General features: G+C 74.3%; 13 protein-coding genes. 6 read left to right on the top strand and 7 right to left on the bottom strand.

Features of this window, described 5'->3' with window-relative positions; all coding sequences use genetic code 11:
- On the bottom strand, positions 1-1,063 hold a 1,063-nt coding region (locus tag ABD249_RS09005; protein ID WP_344342762.1), incomplete at its 3' end, for an N-acetylglucosamine-6-phosphate deacetylase.
- 58 nt (positions 1,064-1,121) lie between these two features.
- Between ABD249_RS09005 and argG the strand changes: the two genes are divergently transcribed.
- The 3 genes from argG (at position 1,122) to ABD249_RS09020 (ending at position 5,564) form a co-directional block, all read left to right on the top strand.
- Complete coding sequence (gene argG / locus ABD249_RS09010; protein ID WP_344342764.1) at positions 1,122-2,543, top strand: argininosuccinate synthase; 1,422 nt, start codon at positions 1,122-1,124, stop codon at positions 2,541-2,543.
- Between the two features lie 222 nt (positions 2,544-2,765).
- Positions 2,766-3,758, top strand: coding sequence for a hypothetical protein (locus tag ABD249_RS09015; RefSeq protein ID WP_344342765.1), 993 nt, complete (start codon positions 2,766-2,768; stop codon positions 3,756-3,758).
- A gap of 81 nt (positions 3,759-3,839) precedes the next feature.
- Positions 3,840-5,564 carry a hypothetical protein gene (locus ABD249_RS09020; protein ID WP_344342767.1) on the top strand — a complete coding sequence of 575 codons (1,725 nt, stop codon included), beginning with the start codon at positions 3,840-3,842 and terminating at the stop codon, positions 5,562-5,564.
- Between the two features lie 49 nt (positions 5,565-5,613).
- Here the strand turns inward: ABD249_RS09020 and ABD249_RS09025 are convergent, their stop codons facing one another.
- Complete coding sequence (locus ABD249_RS09025; protein WP_344342768.1) at positions 5,614-6,837, bottom strand: 4-alpha-glucanotransferase; 1,224 nt, start codon at positions 6,835-6,837, stop codon at positions 5,614-5,616.
- A gap of 251 nt (positions 6,838-7,088) precedes the next feature.
- On the opposite strand from ABD249_RS09025, the gene ABD249_RS09030 reads away from it, so the two are divergent.
- Genes ABD249_RS09030 through ABD249_RS09040 form a run of 3 tightly spaced genes read left to right on the top strand, consistent with a single transcriptional unit; the run spans position 7,089 to position 10,425 of the window.
- Positions 7,089-7,709 carry a hypothetical protein gene (locus ABD249_RS09030; RefSeq protein ID WP_344342769.1) on the top strand — a complete coding sequence of 207 codons (621 nt, stop codon included), beginning with the start codon at positions 7,089-7,091 and terminating at the stop codon, positions 7,707-7,709.
- Positions 7,706-9,373, top strand: coding sequence for a Y-family DNA polymerase (locus ABD249_RS09035; RefSeq protein WP_344342771.1), 1,668 nt, complete (start codon positions 7,706-7,708; stop codon positions 9,371-9,373). Before ABD249_RS09030 ends, ABD249_RS09035 begins: the two co-directional genes overlap by 4 nt.
- Before the next feature lie 29 nt (positions 9,374-9,402).
- On the top strand, positions 9,403-10,425 hold the full coding sequence (locus ABD249_RS09040) for a hypothetical protein (RefSeq protein ID WP_344342772.1): 1,023 nt from the start codon (positions 9,403-9,405) through the stop codon (positions 10,423-10,425).
- Positions 10,426-10,533: 108 nt separating this feature from the next.
- On the opposite strand, the gene ABD249_RS09045 is transcribed toward ABD249_RS09040, so the two are convergent.
- The 5 genes from ABD249_RS09045 to ABD249_RS09065 form a co-directional block, all read right to left on the bottom strand.
- A complete protein-coding gene (locus ABD249_RS09045) occupies positions 10,534-11,940 on the bottom strand; it encodes an Nramp family divalent metal transporter (protein ID WP_344342774.1) in 1,407 nt (468 codons plus the stop codon).
- A gap of 37 nt (positions 11,941-11,977) precedes the next feature.
- Positions 11,978-12,925: an NAD(P)-dependent oxidoreductase gene (locus ABD249_RS09050; RefSeq protein WP_344342776.1), complete on the bottom strand. Its 948-nt coding sequence runs from the start codon at positions 12,923-12,925 to the stop codon at positions 11,978-11,980.
- Entirely contained in the window at positions 12,922-13,959 is a 1,038-nt protein-coding gene (locus tag ABD249_RS09055) for an Ldh family oxidoreductase (protein ID WP_344342778.1), read from the bottom strand. Before ABD249_RS09055 ends, ABD249_RS09050 begins: the two co-directional genes overlap by 4 nt.
- A 129-nt stretch (positions 13,960-14,088) precedes the next feature.
- Positions 14,089-14,850 carry a FadR/GntR family transcriptional regulator gene (locus ABD249_RS09060; RefSeq protein WP_344342780.1) on the bottom strand — a complete coding sequence of 254 codons (762 nt, stop codon included), beginning with the start codon at positions 14,848-14,850 and terminating at the stop codon, positions 14,089-14,091.
- Between the two features lie 65 nt (positions 14,851-14,915).
- On the bottom strand, positions 14,916-15,143 hold the full coding sequence (locus ABD249_RS09065; protein WP_344342782.1) for a hypothetical protein: 228 nt from the start codon (positions 15,141-15,143) through the stop codon (positions 14,916-14,918).
- Positions 15,144-15,303 lie beyond the last annotated feature (160 nt).

Raw genomic sequence — 15,303 nt, forward strand, 5'->3', positions numbered from 1 at the left:
ACGCGTCGTCGACGCCGAGCGCGCGCGCCGGCACGCGCGTCGCGGCGTCGATCGCGGCGACGAGCGGCACGCCCGCCCCCACCGCGGTCCGCACCGCGCGGTCGAGCGTGAGCGTGGATCCCGCGATCGACCCGCCCTCGCGCAGCCTGGGGACGCCGTCCGTCACCGTCACGGCCAGCGAGCCGAGCATCCAGTCGCCGTCGGGCTGCCCGGCGGCGGCCATGGCGTCGGTCACGAGCGCGACGCGTCCGGGCGCCGCCTCGAACAGCAGCCGCACCATGCGCGGATGCACGTGCACGCCGTCGGCGATGACCTCGATCGTCACGCGCTCGTCGTCGAACGCGGCCGGGAGCACGCCCGGCGCACGATGGTCGAGGCCGCGCATGCCGTTGAACGCGTGCGTCACGATCGTCGCGCCGGCCTCGAACGCCGCAGCCCCCTGCTCGACGACCGCGTCGGTGTGCCCGACGGCCACGCGCCAGCCGCGCGCGGCGAGGGCGGAGACGGCCTCGATGCCGCCGTCGAGCTCGGGCGCGAGCGTGATCATGGCGCGCATGCCCGCGCTCGCCGCCACGAGCGCGTCGACCGCAGCGTCATCCGGAGCCCGCAGCAGGGTCGGGTCGTGCGCGCCCTTGCGAGCCTCGGCGATGCACGGGCCCTCGAAGTGGACGCCCAGCAGCCGGTCGTCGCGAGCGGCGACGGCGGCGATCGCCGCCGATCGGTGCGCCATGTCGTCGAGCGAGCCGGTCACGAGGGAGGCGAGCTGCCGCGTCGTGCCGTGCGCGCGGTGGAAGGCGAGCCCGCGCTCGACCGCCGCCTCGCCGTCGTCGAACGCCGCCCCCGCGCCGCCGTGGCAGTGGAGGTCGACGAACCCGGGCGCGACGACGGCGCCCTCGATCGTGCGATCCGCGGCGGGCGCCCCGCCCGTGCCGACCTCGACGATGCGGTCCCCGCGCACGAGCACCCATGCGCCATCGGTCGCGACGCCGCCGGAGACGACGGTGCCGCGCAGGAGGGTCGTGCTCGCGGCGTCCTGGGAGAGGGGCTGGTCGTGCGCATCCACCCTTCCGACCCTAGCCGCGCGTCCGGCGGCGCGTCGCGGCGGCAATAGGCTGGAGGGCATGTCGAAGGTCCTCTCCTCCCTGCCCGTCGGCGAGCGCGTCGGCATCGCATTCTCGGGAGGGCTCGACACCTCCGTCGCGGTCGCCTGGATGCGCCACAACGGTGCCGTGCCCTACACGTACACCGCGAACATCGGCCAGTACGACGAGCCCGACATCGACGCGGTGCCGGCACGCGCCCTCGAGTACGGCGCCGAGCTCGCGCGCCTCGTCGACGCCCGCGAGATGCTCGTCGAGGAGGGCTTCGTCGCCCTGCAGTGCGGCGCCTTCCACATCCGCTCCGGCGGCAAGACGTACTTCAACACGACGCCCCTCGGGCGCGCGGTCACGGGCACGATGCTCGTGCGCGCCATGAAGGAGGACGGCGTCGACATCTGGGGCGACGGCTCCACCTACAAGGGCAACGACATCGAGCGGTTCTACCGCTACGGCCTGCTCGCCCACCCGGCGCTGCGCATCTACAAGCCGTGGCTCGACGCCCGCTTCGTCGAGGAGCTCGGCGGTCGGTCCGAGATGTCGGCGTGGCTCGTCGAGCACGGCTTCGGCTACCGCGACTCCGCCGAGAAGGCGTACTCGACGGATGCGAACATCTGGGGTGCGACGCACGAGGCGAAGGATCTCGAGCAGCTCGACGCATCCGTGCTGCTCGTGCAGCCGATCATGGGCGTCGCCTCGTGGCGCGAGGACGTCGAGATCGCGACCGAGGACGTCACGATCGGCTTCGAGGCCGGCCGGCCCGTCACGGTGAACGGCGTCGAGCTCGATCCCGTCGCCCTCGTCGACGAGGTCAACACGATCGGCGGCCGTCACGGCATCGGCGTCTCGGACCAGATCGAGAACCGCATCATCGAGGCGAAGTCGCGCGGCATCTACGAGGCCCCCGGCATGGCGCTGCTGCACGCCGCCTACGAGCGCCTCCTCAACGCCATCCACAACGAGGACACCGTCGCGACGTACCACTCGGAGGGCCGCCGCCTCGGGCGCCTCATGTACGAGGGGCGCTGGCTCGACCCGCAGGCGCTCATGCTGCGCGAGTCGATCGTGCGCTGGGTCGCGTCGGCCGTCACGGGCACCGTGACGCTGCGCCTGCGCCGCGGCGACGACTACACGATCCTCGCCACGACCGGCCCCTCGCTCTCGTACCACCCCGACAAGCTCTCGATGGAGCGCGTCGGCGGCGCCGCCTTCGGCCCCGAGGAGCGCATCGGCCAGCTCACGATGCGCAACCTCGACATCGCCGACTCGCGGCAGCGCCTCGAGCAGTACGCGGCCGCGGGCCTCGTCACCGGCGAGACGGCACGTCTCATCGGCGACCTCGAGGTCGGCGGCGCCGCGCAGATCGCCTCGGGCTCCGAGGGCCATGCGCTCGACACGCTCGACGAGGCCGGCGAGCGCGCCGCGTTCGACTCCGGCACCGACTGATCCGCGGGCGGTCCGCCGCCCTCGTGCGCTCGAGCGCCGGCTCCCACGGGGTCGGCGCTCGCCGCGTCGGCGGTCCGACGCGCCTGGCGACGCCGATCCCATCCGATGCGAGGTCGGATCCGAACGCGCGCGGAAAATACTCCTCCGCGACGATCCGGCGCAAGCCCCTCGACGGCTCGACGCCTGAGGTGTGTTCTGTCGGCACGCACATGGGGGTGACGGATGGACGCGAAGGGCTTGGTCGTCGACCGCTCACGCGCCCTGCGCCTGGCGCTCCTCGGCGTCGTCGCCGGCGGAGCGGCCGTCGTGTGCGGCATGCTCCTCGGCGGCTCGCACGCCTCGGCTGCCGACCAGTCCGGCGTCCTCGATGACGTGCTCGGCGGCGCGACCCAGTCGCTCGTCGACACGACCGGCGCGGTCGGCTCCGTCGCGACGCAGACGCTCGAGGTCGCCTCGCCCGTCGTCGCCGCCGCGACCGCTCCCGTCGCAGCCGTCGCGACGCCGATCGTCGAGCCCGTCGTGGCTCCGATCGCGCCCGTCGTGCAGCCCGTCGCCGCCCAGCTCACGCACGTCGTCGAGGCGGTGCCCACGCTCACGAGCGTCGTGACGCCCGTCGCGACGCAGGTCGACGCGGTCGTGGCCGCCGTCCCCGTGGTGCGCGACCTCGTCGGCGCGCCGGCGACCTCGGTCGTCGTGCCCGTGGTGGGTGCGGTCGACGAGGTGCTCGACGGCACCGTCGACGCCGTGCAGACGCCGTCGATCGGCATCCCACCCGTCGGCATCCCGCAGATCGATGGCTCTGCCGTCGACGCGATCGCCGACGGCGACCCTGTCCTCGTCGCCGACGGCGCCGGGACCGTCGGCGCCTCGCCGACCGGCGTCGCACCTGCCATCGACGCAGACGCCCTCGGGCCGGACGCGCAGCCGATCCTCGCAGGCGCAGACGCCCGCGCCGAGGTGCTCGCGGTCACCCGGGGGCTCCTCGCCGAGGCGGGCACGCTCTCCGCGACCGTCCCCGGTGGCGCCGCGGCGCCCGCGCCCGTCGACGAGCGCGGCGCCCTCGCGCCCGCCGCGAGCGGCCAGGCGCCCAGCGCGGCGTTCGCCGACACGACCCACGACGCGCAGCGCTCGCTCGACGACGCGCTCCGCGCGCTCGCCGGCGACGACCTGCTGCCCACCTCCGTGGTGGGAGACCACGACTCGAGCCCTGACTGACGGATGCTGCGCCGCGCTCTCGCGGCATGCGTTCGGCTCCATCCGGATCCGAACCCAGCACATCCTTCAGAAGGGTTCATCATGAACAAGCACCTCACGCGAGGGCTGCTGTGCGCAGCCGTCGCAGGCGGCCTCTGGGCCGCAGGGACCGCGGTGGCGAGCGCCGCGGACGTCGACGAGGGGTCGGGCCTGCTCGACGCCGGCTCGTCGGCCATCGGCATCCAGCTGCCCGTCACGATCGCGGGCAACGCGGTCGGCGGCGACGACGCCACCACGACGGGGGCGGACACGACCGTCGCAGCCCCCGCAGCCGTGACCTCGGCGCCGGCATCCACGGATGCGACGTCCGACGTGGGCGGCATCCTCAGCGGCGGAGGCTCCGCCGCGCTCGTGTCGGTGCCGGTCACGGTGTCCGGCAACGCCGTGAGCGTCCTCGGCGACGCGACGAGCCAGGATGCGACGACCTCGGTCGCGGCGCCGGCCGCCGCGACGTCGGAGACGACGGGAGGCTCGGACGAGGCCGTCGCATCCGACGGATCGTCGGCCGCGCTCGTCTCCGTGCCCGTGACCGTCGGCGGCAACGCCGTGTCGGTCCTGGGCGACGCGCACTCGGAGGACGCCGCGACGACCGTCGCAGCTCCGACCGAGAGCACCTCGACGGCGGGCTCCGGCTCCTCGAGCGGATCGGACGACGGAGGGCTGCTCTCGGGCGGATCCTCGGGCGCCCTGCTCTCGGTGCCCGTGACCGTGGGCGGCAACGCCGTGTCGGTGCTGGGCGACGCGCACTCGGAGGGTGCGGAGACCACGGTCACCGCTCCTTCGGCGACCGAGTCGAGTGCTTCGGGCTCGTCGGATGACGGCCTGCTCTCGGGCGGCTCGTCGGCGATCGGTGCGACGGCTCCGGTGACGATCGGTGGCAACGCCGTGTCGGTGCTGGGCGACGCGCACTCGGAGGGTGCGGAGACCACGGTCACCGCTCCTTCGACGACCGAGTCGAGCGCTTCGGGCTCGTCGGATGACGGCCTGCTCTCGGGCGGCTCGTCGGCGATCGGTGCGACCGCTCCGGTGACGATCGGCGGCAACGCCGTGTCGGTGCTGGGCGACGCGCACTCGGAGGGTGCGGAGACCACGGTCACCGCTCCTTCGACGACCGAGTCGAGCGCCTCGGGCTCGTCGGATGACGGCCTGTTCTCGGGCGGCTCGTCGGCGATCGGTGCGACCGCTCCGGTGACGATCGGCGGCAACGCCGTGGCCATCGTGGGCGACGCGCTCTCGGAGGGCGCGACGACCACGGTCACCGCTCCCACGACGACGACGTCGAACGGCTCGTCGAGCGACGGCGGGCTGCTCTCGGGCGGCACGTCGATCATCGACGTCGTCGCACCCGTGACGATCGGCGGCAACGCCGTGTCGGTGCTGGGCGACGCGACCACGACCGGCTCGACGACGACCGTGACGGTCCCGACGACGCCGACCATCCCGACGACGCCGACGGTCCCGACGACGCCGACGACGCCCACCATCCCGACGACGCCGACGGTCCCCACGACGCCGACGACGCCGACCGTGCCGACCACGCCGACCATCCCGGTCGACGTGCCGACGACCGGCACCCACGTGCCGGCCATGGGCGGCCCCACGCCGGCCGGCTCGAACGCGACGCCCGGCGCCTCGGCCTCCGCGCCGTCGCTGCCGGTGACGGGTGCCGAGACCGGCGGCCTCGCCCTCGGCCTCGCGCTCGCCGCGATGCTGCTCGGCATGGCGCTCCTGCTCGGCGCGCGTCGCCGTCAGCAGCTGCGTGCGTGAGCGCGCATGAGGGTCGGTGGTGCGGGCCGCGTGCCCGCACCACCGCCCCTCACACCCGGCCGGCTGCCGTCGAGATGGCGCGCAGTCGGCTCGCGTGCGCGCTCGTGAGTGCGCCCGCATCCATTCGCCACCCCCAGGTGGAGGCCGTGCCGGGCGTGTTCATGCGCGCCTCGCCGCCGAGGCCCAGCACATCCTGCGCCTGCGCCATGGCCAGGCGGCTCGGGCCGTGCTGGGCGATCTCGATGAGGCCCCACGACCGCTCGCGGCGCCGCACCGACCACCTGGCGCCCGCATCCCGCATCGCCCGACGCGCCGCACGGCGACGGGAGCGCGAGAGCGTCTGCCACCAGCCGACGACCGTGTCGTTGTCGTGGGTGCCGGTGTAGACGACCTGCTCGCGCGCGAGGTTCTCGGGCTCGTGCGGGCTCGTGTCGTCGCCCTCGAAGGCGAACTGCAGCACCGCCATCCCGGGGAAGCCGAGCGCGTCGCGCAGCTCGAGCACGGGCGCGTCGATGTCGCCGAGGTCCTCCGCGAGCACGGGCAGCGGTCCGAGCTCGGCGGCGGCCGCGTCGAACATCGCACGGCCGGGGCCCGGCTCCCACGTGCCGCGCACGGCGGTCTCGTCGCCCGCGGGCACGGCCCAGAAGTCGCTGAACGCGCGGAAGTGGTCGATGCGCACGAGGTCGTAGAGGTCGAAGGTGCGTCGCAGGCGCTCGATCCACCAGCGGTAGCCGTCGGCGGCGAGCGCCTCCCAGTCGTACAGCGGGTTGCCCCACAGCTGCCCCGTCGCGGCGTACGCGTCCGGCGGCACGCCGGCCACGGCGTCGTCGCGGAAGAACTCGGGCCAGGCGGTGTGGTCGGCGCCCGACTGCGCGACGTAGATGGGCACGTCGCCGAGGATCTGCACGCCGCGCTCGCGGGCGTAGGCGCGCAGCTCGCCCCACTCGCGATCGAAGCGCACCTGGGCGGCGAGGTCGCCGCCGTGCGCGACCCACGACGGCGCCCAGTACGCGTGCCGCTCGGCGAACGCGCGCACCTCGTCCTGGTCGACGGGGGCGTCGGGATGCTCGAGCAGCGCAGGGCTCGCGGCGAACGCCGACGGGGAGGCGTAGGGGGAGCCGAAGGCATCCGGCACCGTGAGCGGCAGCACCTGCCACACCGTCTGGCCGGCCTCGGCGAGCCAGTCGACGAACGATCTCGCGGAGGCGCCGAGGCGCCCGTCGGGCAGGGACGTCAGATGCAGCTGGATGCCGCTGGCACGATCGGGGAGCACCCTCCGAGCCTGGCAGATCCGCGAGCGGACGGTGCGGGGTTGCAGCCCCAGCCGTGACCGCCCTCATGCTCGGATGCCGAGCGCGGAGCGCTCGTCGAGGCCGATGTGGGCGGTTGGCGGCAGGCTGCGAGTGCGCGTTGGAGGCCCCCTCGGGAGAGCCACGGAAGGGCGCCGGCAGGCTCCGCGAGACGCCTCGCGAGACACGCCGCACCGGCTTGACCTCGTTCGAACATACGTTCGATCATGGGGGCATGACGATCGCAGACCTCGACCGCGGCAAGGCCGCGACGATCGAGGCGCTGCGCTCCCGCATGCGGGGCATGGAGACGACCGAGGTCGAGTCGATCGGCCTTCCCACGCCCGCCGCGCTGCACCGCGTGCTGCCCGCGCTGCGCGTCGGCGGCGTGCACGCCGTCGACTCCCGGTCGCTCGCGCTGCGCATGCTCGCCACCGCGATGCCGTCGGGCGGATGGGGTGCGATCGTCGGCCTCGCCGACGTCGGCGTGGAGGCCGCGGCGGACGCCGGGGTGCCCGTCGATCGCGTCGTCCTCGTGCCGAGGCCGGGGGAGGCGTGGGCGAGCGCCGTCGCGGGGTTCGCCGAGGTGCTGCCCGTCGTGCTCGCCGCGGCGCCCGGTCGGCTCGCACCGGCGGAGGCGGCACGGCTCGCGGCGCGCGTGCGCGGCGCCGACGGCTGCCTCATCGTGCTCGGCGACTGGCCGCAGCCCGCGAGCCGCATCCGCACCCTCGGTGCGGCGTGGGCCGGTGCGGACGACGGGCTCGGCCGCATCCGCACCGCTCGCCTCGAGGTCGAGGTCACCGCCGGCGACCGGGTGCCGCGGCGCGCGGTCGTCGAGCTGGGCGGTGCGCGGTGATCGCCGACAGCGGTCCCGAGGTGCGCTCGGTGCGCTCGGGTGCGGCTCCTTCCGCACCCGAGCGCGCCGACCGCACCTCGGGGCGGAGGACCGTCCGGCGCATCGCGGTGCTGCGGGTGCCCGACTGGTCGGTCGAGGTCGCGCGGGCCGCGGGCGAGCTGCCAGGCGGGGTGCCCGTCGCGACGACGCACCTGCATCGCATCGTCGCGTGCGACGACCTCGCGCGGGAGGCGGGCGTGCGGGTGGGGCAGCGCGTGCGCGACGCGCAGGCGGGCGCACCCTCGCTCGTGCTGGCCGACGCGGACGCCGTGGGCGAGGTGCTCGCGTTCGCCCACGTCATCCGCGCGGTCGAGGGCGTCGTGCCGGGCGTGCAGGGCCTCGGCGACGGCGCGCTCGCGCTGCCCATGCGCGGCGCGGCGCGCTTCTACGGTGGCGAGCGCGAGGCGATCGAGGCGATCGCCGCAGCGCTCGCACCCCTCGGGCTGCGCATCCGGGTCGGCGTGGCCGACGACCGATTCGCCGCCGAGCTCGCCGAGCGCGTCGCCGCCGGGCGAGATGTGCACGAGAGCGCGACGGCGAGTGCGCATGGCGCTCGGGGCACCGCGCACGAGCACATCTCGCCCGTCACGCCCGCGTGCATCGTGCCGCCCGGCGCATCGCGCGCCTTCCTCGCGCCCATGCCGGTCACGGTGCTCGGCGGCGAGCTCGCCGGCATGCTCCTGCGGCTGGGGCTCACGACGCTCGGCGACCTCGCCGCGCTGCCCGAGGCGAGCGTCCGCGACCGCTTCGGCGCCGAGGGACTCCGCGACCAGCATCGCGCGCGCGGGCTCGACGACCGTGCCGTCGAGCCCGGCTCCGACCATCCGCCCGACGCGCTCGCGCTCGAGTTCGAGCCCGGCATCGAGGGCTCCGAGGAGCTCGGGTTCGCGCTGCAGGGCAGGGCCGACGCCTACGTCGCCGAGCTCGCGGCACGCCGCCTCGTCGTCGCCGAGGTGCGCATCCTGCTGCGCGCCGACCTCGGCGGCATCAGCGAGCGCACATGGCGCAAGCCCGGCTTCTTCCGCGCACGCGACGTCGTCGACCGCGCACGATGGCAGCTCTCCGAGAGCGGCCTCGACAGCGCGCTCGTCGAGGTGCGCATCACGCCCGAGCGGCTCGAGCGCGACACCGACCACATGCCCGGACTGTGGGGCGGCCGCGGCGTCGACGAGCGCACGCGCGGCGTCATCGAGCGGCTGCAGGGGGTGCTGGGACGCGAGGGCGTCGTCGTCGCGAGCCTCGGCGGCGGGCGGCTGCTCGCCGAGCGCGGCGTGCTCACGCCGTGGGGGGACGCGATCGCCGAGCCGCGCGAGGGCCCGTGGCCCGGGTCGCTGCCCGAGCCCAGGCCCTCGACCGTCTTCCGCCCGCCGCAGCCCGTGACGCTGCTCGACGCCGACGGCTCGACGGTCGACGCCGACGAGCGCATCCGGCCACCCGTGTGGTTCCGGTCGCCGGCGGGCGACCGTCGCCGCGTCGCCGCATGGGCGGGCCCGTGGCCGCTGCGGCTGCGCACGGGGGCGCTCGTCGAGTCCCTCGCCCGCATCCAGGTCGTCGACGGCGCCGGGGATGCGTGGGTGCTGCTGGGCGACGACGCCGGCTGGCGCGCCGAGGGCCGATACGACTAGGTGTCGCGTCCACATGCCATGCTCGCGGGATGACGGGCCAGGAGCGCGATGACGACGCCGAGCGCCTCTTCGTCGTGCTCGAAGGCCTCCGGACGGCGCCGACGCCCTCCCTGCGGTGGGAGCGACGTGACCTGCTGAGCCGCGGCGTCGCCGTGGATCCTGCGGTGCGCCGCGTGCTTGCCGAGCACTACCGCCGGATCCACGCCCCTGATCAGGCGGCGAGATGGGGATGGGGCACGCCGGACTGGACGCGGGCGAGCGAGGGGCGCGCGCTGCGATTGGTGCTGCTCGATCTGCTGCCCTTCGCAGAGCCTCGCGCGCTGCTCTGGATGGCTCGCGAGGAGTCCGCGCCACGTGGCCTCGAGGATCTGGTCGATCTCGATCCGCTGCCCCGTGACAGCTGGGTGATGGGCGTCGGGTGCATCACGACGGGCATCTGCGCGCTCCTGCTCGTCGCAGGTGTGCTCGGTGTCGGTGGCGGGACGCTCATCCGCATCGTGACTGGCGACGCTGCGGATGAGGTCCTGCGCTACCTCGGCATGGGCAGCCTCGCGATGCTGGTGACACTCGTCGTTGGGCTCGTCGCACTCGCCGTGTCCGATCGATCGGCACGCCGCCTCGAGCGGAAGCGCGTCGCAGCCGTCCGTGCTCGGGTCGAGAGCCTGCTCCCCGGTCTCTCGCGCAAGGAGCAGGCCGTGCTGCTTCGCAGCTGGCTGCGCTCGTTCTCGGACACCGATGAGCAGCGGCCGGTGCGCCTGCAGCTCGTCGACCTCGCTCGACGACGACGGCGCGCAGCAGAAGCCGGGCGCTGGGGCGTCGCCGTGGCCGGTCTCACGACCGAGCACGAGCGACAGGCGTTCGCCGCGACGCTCCGCGCGGGGGACGAGTGGCTGTTCGAGCTGGAACGTCGCACATCGCGCACTCCGGGCGCCCTGGGAGTCGACGAGTGCGACGCGCTGCTGCGTGCGGGCATCCCCCCGGAGGTCCTCGAGGCCGACGAGGAGCGTCGGAGATCGCTCGACGCCAAGTCGAGCGTCTCCTCACGGTCCTGAGCGCGCATCCGGCCCTTCGAGGCGATCGGCCGCTCCGTTCGACGCGCTCGGTGCAGACGATCGACGCCCCGCGACCGAGCAGGTCGCGGGGCGCCGCACGTCGGAGCGCTAGAACAGGTTGACGAGCCCGAAGACGCCCACCGCGACGATCGCGATCGCCGAGACCACGAGGTAGACGGTCGTCACCTTGCCGTCCTTGATGCGCCGGTCGGTCTGGGTGAACGACAGGTAGACCGTCGCGATGGCGACCGCGATCAGGTAGAACGCGTTGAGGGTGCCGCCGATGAGGATGAGCGCGAGCGGTGCGTTCACCACGACGCCCAGCAGGCCCCACAGCACGGGCATGACGACCATCATGATCCGCAGCCAGCGGGCGCGGCGCGTGGCGTCGCTCCAGTCGAACGCACCGAAGATCGCGAAGGCGGCGACGGTGAGGCGCGACAGGCTCGGCACGTTCGCGAGGATCGTCTTGTAGAGCGTGATCGCCGCGAACACGAGGAAGGCGACGCCCGCCCACGGGCCGAGGGTGTCGGAGAAGATGCGCGAGATCGTGGTGAGCACCTCGCTGCCCTCGGGCACGAGGCCCTGCGGGTGCAGCACCGCGGCGCCGAGCACGTAGAAGGCGGCGGTCGAGATCGTGTAGACGACCCACGCGACCCATGCGTCCATCTTCATGACGGAGATCCAGCCGCGTGCGCGGGTCGCCCACGCCTCCGAGCCGTCGTTCGGGCCGGTCCAGGCGGCGTAGCCCTTCTCGACGCACCAGAACGAGTAGCTCGTCACCTCGCCCGCGCCGACGCCCGTGAGGCCGAACATCGAGATCGCGACGCCGACCGCGCCGAGCGCGAGCTGGAAGGTGAGTCCCGAGCCGACGTCGGCGCCGTCCCAGGCGAACGGCGTCGCCTGGATGCCGAACACGAGCACCACGGCCGCTGCGGTCACGAGCACGACGAGCACCGTCGACACGCGCTCGACGATCGAGTAGCGGTTGGCGATGTGGATGGCCACGGCGGCGATCACGAGCAGCGCGACCCAGAAGCCGATGGATGCGGTGCTCGCGGGCGGTCCGAGCACGGGCATGAGGATCGACAGCGCGAGCCCGCTCGTCGCGATGACACCCGCCTGGCTCGTGACGAACTGCAGCACCATGAGCACCGACAGGTACGAGATCCAGCCGCGCTTGAAGATGCGCGGCGGCACGAGGTCGTAGCCGAACAGCGCGGGCTTGCCCGTCGAGATCGTCCATCGCGCGAGCTCGATCTGCACGGCGACCTTCACGAACGTCGACACGAACACGAGCCACAGCAGCATGAACCCGACCTGCGCGCCGAGCGTCGTCGCCGTGATGAGCTCGCCGCTGCCGACGATCGCGGCGCTCGTGATCATGCCGGGGCCGAGCAGACGCATGCTCGCCCGCCAGCCCTTCGGCGGATCCTGGATCTTCGCCGCGTCGAGGACGTACGGATCGCCCTCCACGAACGTGTCCCCTGCGCGGTGCTTCGCGGTCTCGGTCATGGTCGGCTCCCTTGCCTGTGTCGAGTGGATGCGGCGGTCAGTCGCCGACGACCTGCACGAGGTTCGTCAGCGGTGCGCCGTCGGCGAGCGCGCGCACGGTGCGCTCGACGAGCGCGGCGGCGCCGAGCGGTCGGCCGCCTGCCGCGTGCGGGGTGAGGATGACGTCGTCGCGATCCCACAGCGGCGACGTCGCGGGCAGCGGCTCGACCTCGGTGACGTCGAGCGCGGCGCCACCCAGCGCGCCGTCCTCGAGCGCGGCGACGAGCGCGGCCTCGTCGACCGTCGCGCCTCGGCCGACGTTGACGACCCACGCGTGCCTGGGCAGGCGCGCGAGCAGGTCGGCGTCGAGCGCGTGCCGCGTCGCATCGGTCGCGGGCAGGATCATGACGAGCACGTCGGTCGACTCGAGGAGCGTCGGCAGCGCGTCGCGGTCGACGACCTCGACGTCGCCCTCGCGGCGCGCGGTCGTCGCGGCGCCGGTGACGCGCGCACCGAGCGCCTGCAGGTGCGGTGCGAGGGTGCTGCCGATGCTGCCGTAGCCCCAGATGGTGACGCGGGCGTCGCGCAGGGTCGTGAAGACGCCGGGCGACGGCTCGGGCTGCACGCCGCCGAGCTCGCTCGCCCACCGGTGCTCGAGCTGGGCGCGCACGAGCGTGTGGAGGCGGCGGGCGGCGGCGAGCACGAGCGCGAGGGCGTGCTCGGCGACGGGCCGGTCGTGCAGCGTGCGGCCGCTGCAGATCGCGACGCCGGGTGCGAAGCCCGCTGCGAGCGCGGCATCGCTGCCGGCCGACAGCAGCTGCACGAGCCGCAGCCGCGGCAGCGTCCTGGCGGCCTCGGCGAGGCGGTCGTCGCCGATGCCCCAGCCGACGAGGACGTCGGCGTCGCGATGCTCGGTCGGGATGGCCTCGGCGGCGTCGAAGCGCACGACCTCGGCATCCGGCAGGGCGTCGAGGCCGTCGACGGCCGTCGGCACGAGGACCTTCATCGGGCGTCCGCCTCGAAGTGGGTGCCGAAGCGCTCGCCGAGCGCGACGAGGTCGTCGACCGTCGCGTCCGGCAGCTCGATGCCGTCGGCGAGGCGCTGCGTGCGGGTGCGCTCCTCGGGCTCGCCGGGCACGAGCACCTCGTCGAAGCCGGGAGCGGGTGCGATCGCGTGCGCCTCGGCGACGAGCGCGTCCATGCGCGCCGTGAGCTCGTCGAGCGGCATGAAGGCCTCGGCGTCGAGGGCGAGCATCCAGTGACCGACGTCCTGAGGGCGCGAGAGGTCGGAGTACATGTTGCCGATGCCGCTCGCGACGGCCGCGCCCGAGAGCACGCCGCCGAGGATCTCGACGAGGAAGCCGATGCCGTAGCCCTTGGGGCCGCCGGCGGGGAGCAGCGCAGCGACGGCGTCGGGGTCGGTGGTGGGGTTGCCGTCGGCGTCGACGCCCCACGTGTCGGGGATGGAGGTGCCGGCGGCGCGGGCGACGAAGACCTTGCCCATGGCGCTCGTGCTCGTGGCCATGTCGAGGCTCACGGGGTCGCCGCTCGTCGGCGCCGCGAAGGCGAAGGGGTTCGTGCCGAGCAGCGGGTCGCGACCGCCGAAGGGCACGACGCCCGGCTCGGAGTTCGACACGACGATCGCGACCTTGCCGCGGCCGGCGAGGGCGCGGGCGTAGGTGCCGGCCGTGCCGAAGTGGGCGCTGCCGCGCACGACGGCGGTGCCGACGCCGTGGGTCGTCGCCGCCGCGTCGACGGCCTCGACGGCGGCGCGAGCGGCGATCTGGCCCTGGGCGCCGGCGGCGTCGATGCGCACGACCGCACCGCGCGTGCGCACGACGGGCTCGGCCGTGGGTGAGACGAGTCCGGCGTCGATGCGCGCGCGGTAGGCGGGCAGCCGGATGACGCCGTGGGAGTCGACGCCGCGGAGGTTCGCGTCGACGAGGCCGGTGGCGACGTACGTCGCGTCGTCGGGCGCGAAGCCCCAGGCCGCGAGCAGCCTCGTCGTCCAGTCGAGCAGTCGGTCTGCGGGCATGGCCATCGTCGGCTCCTTCGTCGGTACGTCGCTGTCCGTCCGTCATTCACTCATACTCATCAGACTTATTGCAAGGGCCCGGAGCGCGCGCGAACGATCCGACGCAGGATGCGGCGGATCGGGGAGGGGGCGGGGCTACGCTGTGGCGCGGATGCGGATGACGTCGATCTCGGCGAGCGTGTCGCGCACGACGACGCGCGCGGCTGCCTCCGCGCCGTCGACGTCGCGTCCGGCGATCGCCTCCGCGAGCGCGCGGTGGTCGGCGATCGACGAGGCGCGGATGCCGTCCATGCCGGGGCGCGGATCGCGGCTGCGTGCGGCGATCGTGATGCCGACGACCTCGGCGAGACGCGCCATGACGCCGTTGCCCGAGCCGTCGAGGAGCAGCGAGTGGAACTCGACGTCGAGGGCGAAGTAGCGGTGCGAGTCGCCATCGGCGAATGCCGCCTCCATGCCTGCGATGCAGGCGACGAGCCGGTCGGCGGCGTCGGCGGGCATGCGCTCGGCCGCGAGCCTCGCGGCGACGGGCTCGAGGCCGAGCCGCAGCTCGAGCAGCTCGCGCAGCTGCTCGAGCGCGCCGATGCCGAGGCTGCGCCAGCGCACGATGTGCGGATTCAGCAGATCCCACTCCGACGTGGGCTGCACGCGCGTGCCCACCTGCGGACGCGGCGCGACGAGCCCCATCGAGCCGAGGGTGCGCACGGCCTCGCGCACCACGGAGCGCGAGACGCCGAAGCGCTCGCACAGGCCGTCGACGAGGAGGATCGAGCCGATCGGGAGCGTGCCGTCGACGATCTCCTGGCCGAGGGACTCGACGACGTGGGCGTAGAGGCCCGAGCCGATGCGGGCGCGGCTGCGCGAGCGTGATCCCGCGGCGGAGGTGGCGTCGTCGTGCATGTCCTCCCCGCCCTTCGACCGATCCTCAGACTAGTCAGGCGCGAGGACCGCCCGGCGCGCGTCGCCTAGGCGGCGTGGGCGCGCATGCGCGTTCGCGCTGCGCCGAGGCTCGGCACGCGGTCGCACACGAGGCACTCGGCCACGGGGTCGGGATGGCCGTAGGCGTGGTGCTCGTCGGCGATGGCGAGGCAGGCGGGGCATCGGCCGGCGAAGCCCTCCTCGGCCTCGAACGCGACGACGCACCAGGCGCTCTCGCAGAGCTGGAGCTCGAGCTCGTCGTGCTGTTCGGTCATGTCCCGAGGTTCGCACCGACCTCCGACACGACCGTCGAGGCGCGCCGCCTCGGCGCACGCCGCACCCCGCTCCCGCGCGCGCCAACCCTCCAGCGCCGCTTGAGGCGAGTTCGCGTCGGAGGTCGAACATACGTTCGAATCCGGCGTATCGTCGCAGCGC

This window comes from Agrococcus versicolor (assembly GCF_039531815.1).
Taxonomy (GTDB): domain Bacteria; phylum Actinomycetota; class Actinomycetes; order Actinomycetales; family Microbacteriaceae; genus Agrococcus; species Agrococcus versicolor.

Coding starts and splice junctions, on each gene's coding strand:
- argG (WP_344342764.1), top strand. CDS start 1,122: ATGTCGAAGGTCCTCTCCTCCCTGCCCGTCGGCGAGCGCGTCGGCATC.
- ABD249_RS09015 (WP_344342765.1), top strand. CDS start 2,766: ATGGACGCGAAGGGCTTGGTCGTCGACCGCTCACGCGCCCTGCGCCTG.
- ABD249_RS09020 (WP_344342767.1), top strand. CDS start 3,840: ATGAACAAGCACCTCACGCGAGGGCTGCTGTGCGCAGCCGTCGCAGGC.
- ABD249_RS09030 (WP_344342769.1), top strand. CDS start 7,089: ATGACGATCGCAGACCTCGACCGCGGCAAGGCCGCGACGATCGAGGCG.
- ABD249_RS09040 (WP_344342772.1), top strand. CDS start 9,403: ATGACGGGCCAGGAGCGCGATGACGACGCCGAGCGCCTCTTCGTCGTG.
- ABD249_RS09045 (WP_344342774.1), bottom strand. CDS start 11,940: ATGACCGAGACCGCGAAGCACCGCGCAGGGGACACGTTCGTGGAGGGC.
- ABD249_RS09050 (WP_344342776.1), bottom strand. CDS start 12,925: ATGAAGGTCCTCGTGCCGACGGCCGTCGACGGCCTCGACGCCCTGCCG.
- ABD249_RS09055 (WP_344342778.1), bottom strand. CDS start 13,959: ATGGCCATGCCCGCAGACCGACTGCTCGACTGGACGACGAGGCTGCTC.
- ABD249_RS09060 (WP_344342780.1), bottom strand. CDS start 14,850: ATGCACGACGACGCCACCTCCGCCGCGGGATCACGCTCGCGCAGCCGC.
- ABD249_RS09065 (WP_344342782.1), bottom strand. CDS start 15,143: ATGACCGAACAGCACGACGAGCTCGAGCTCCAGCTCTGCGAGAGCGCC.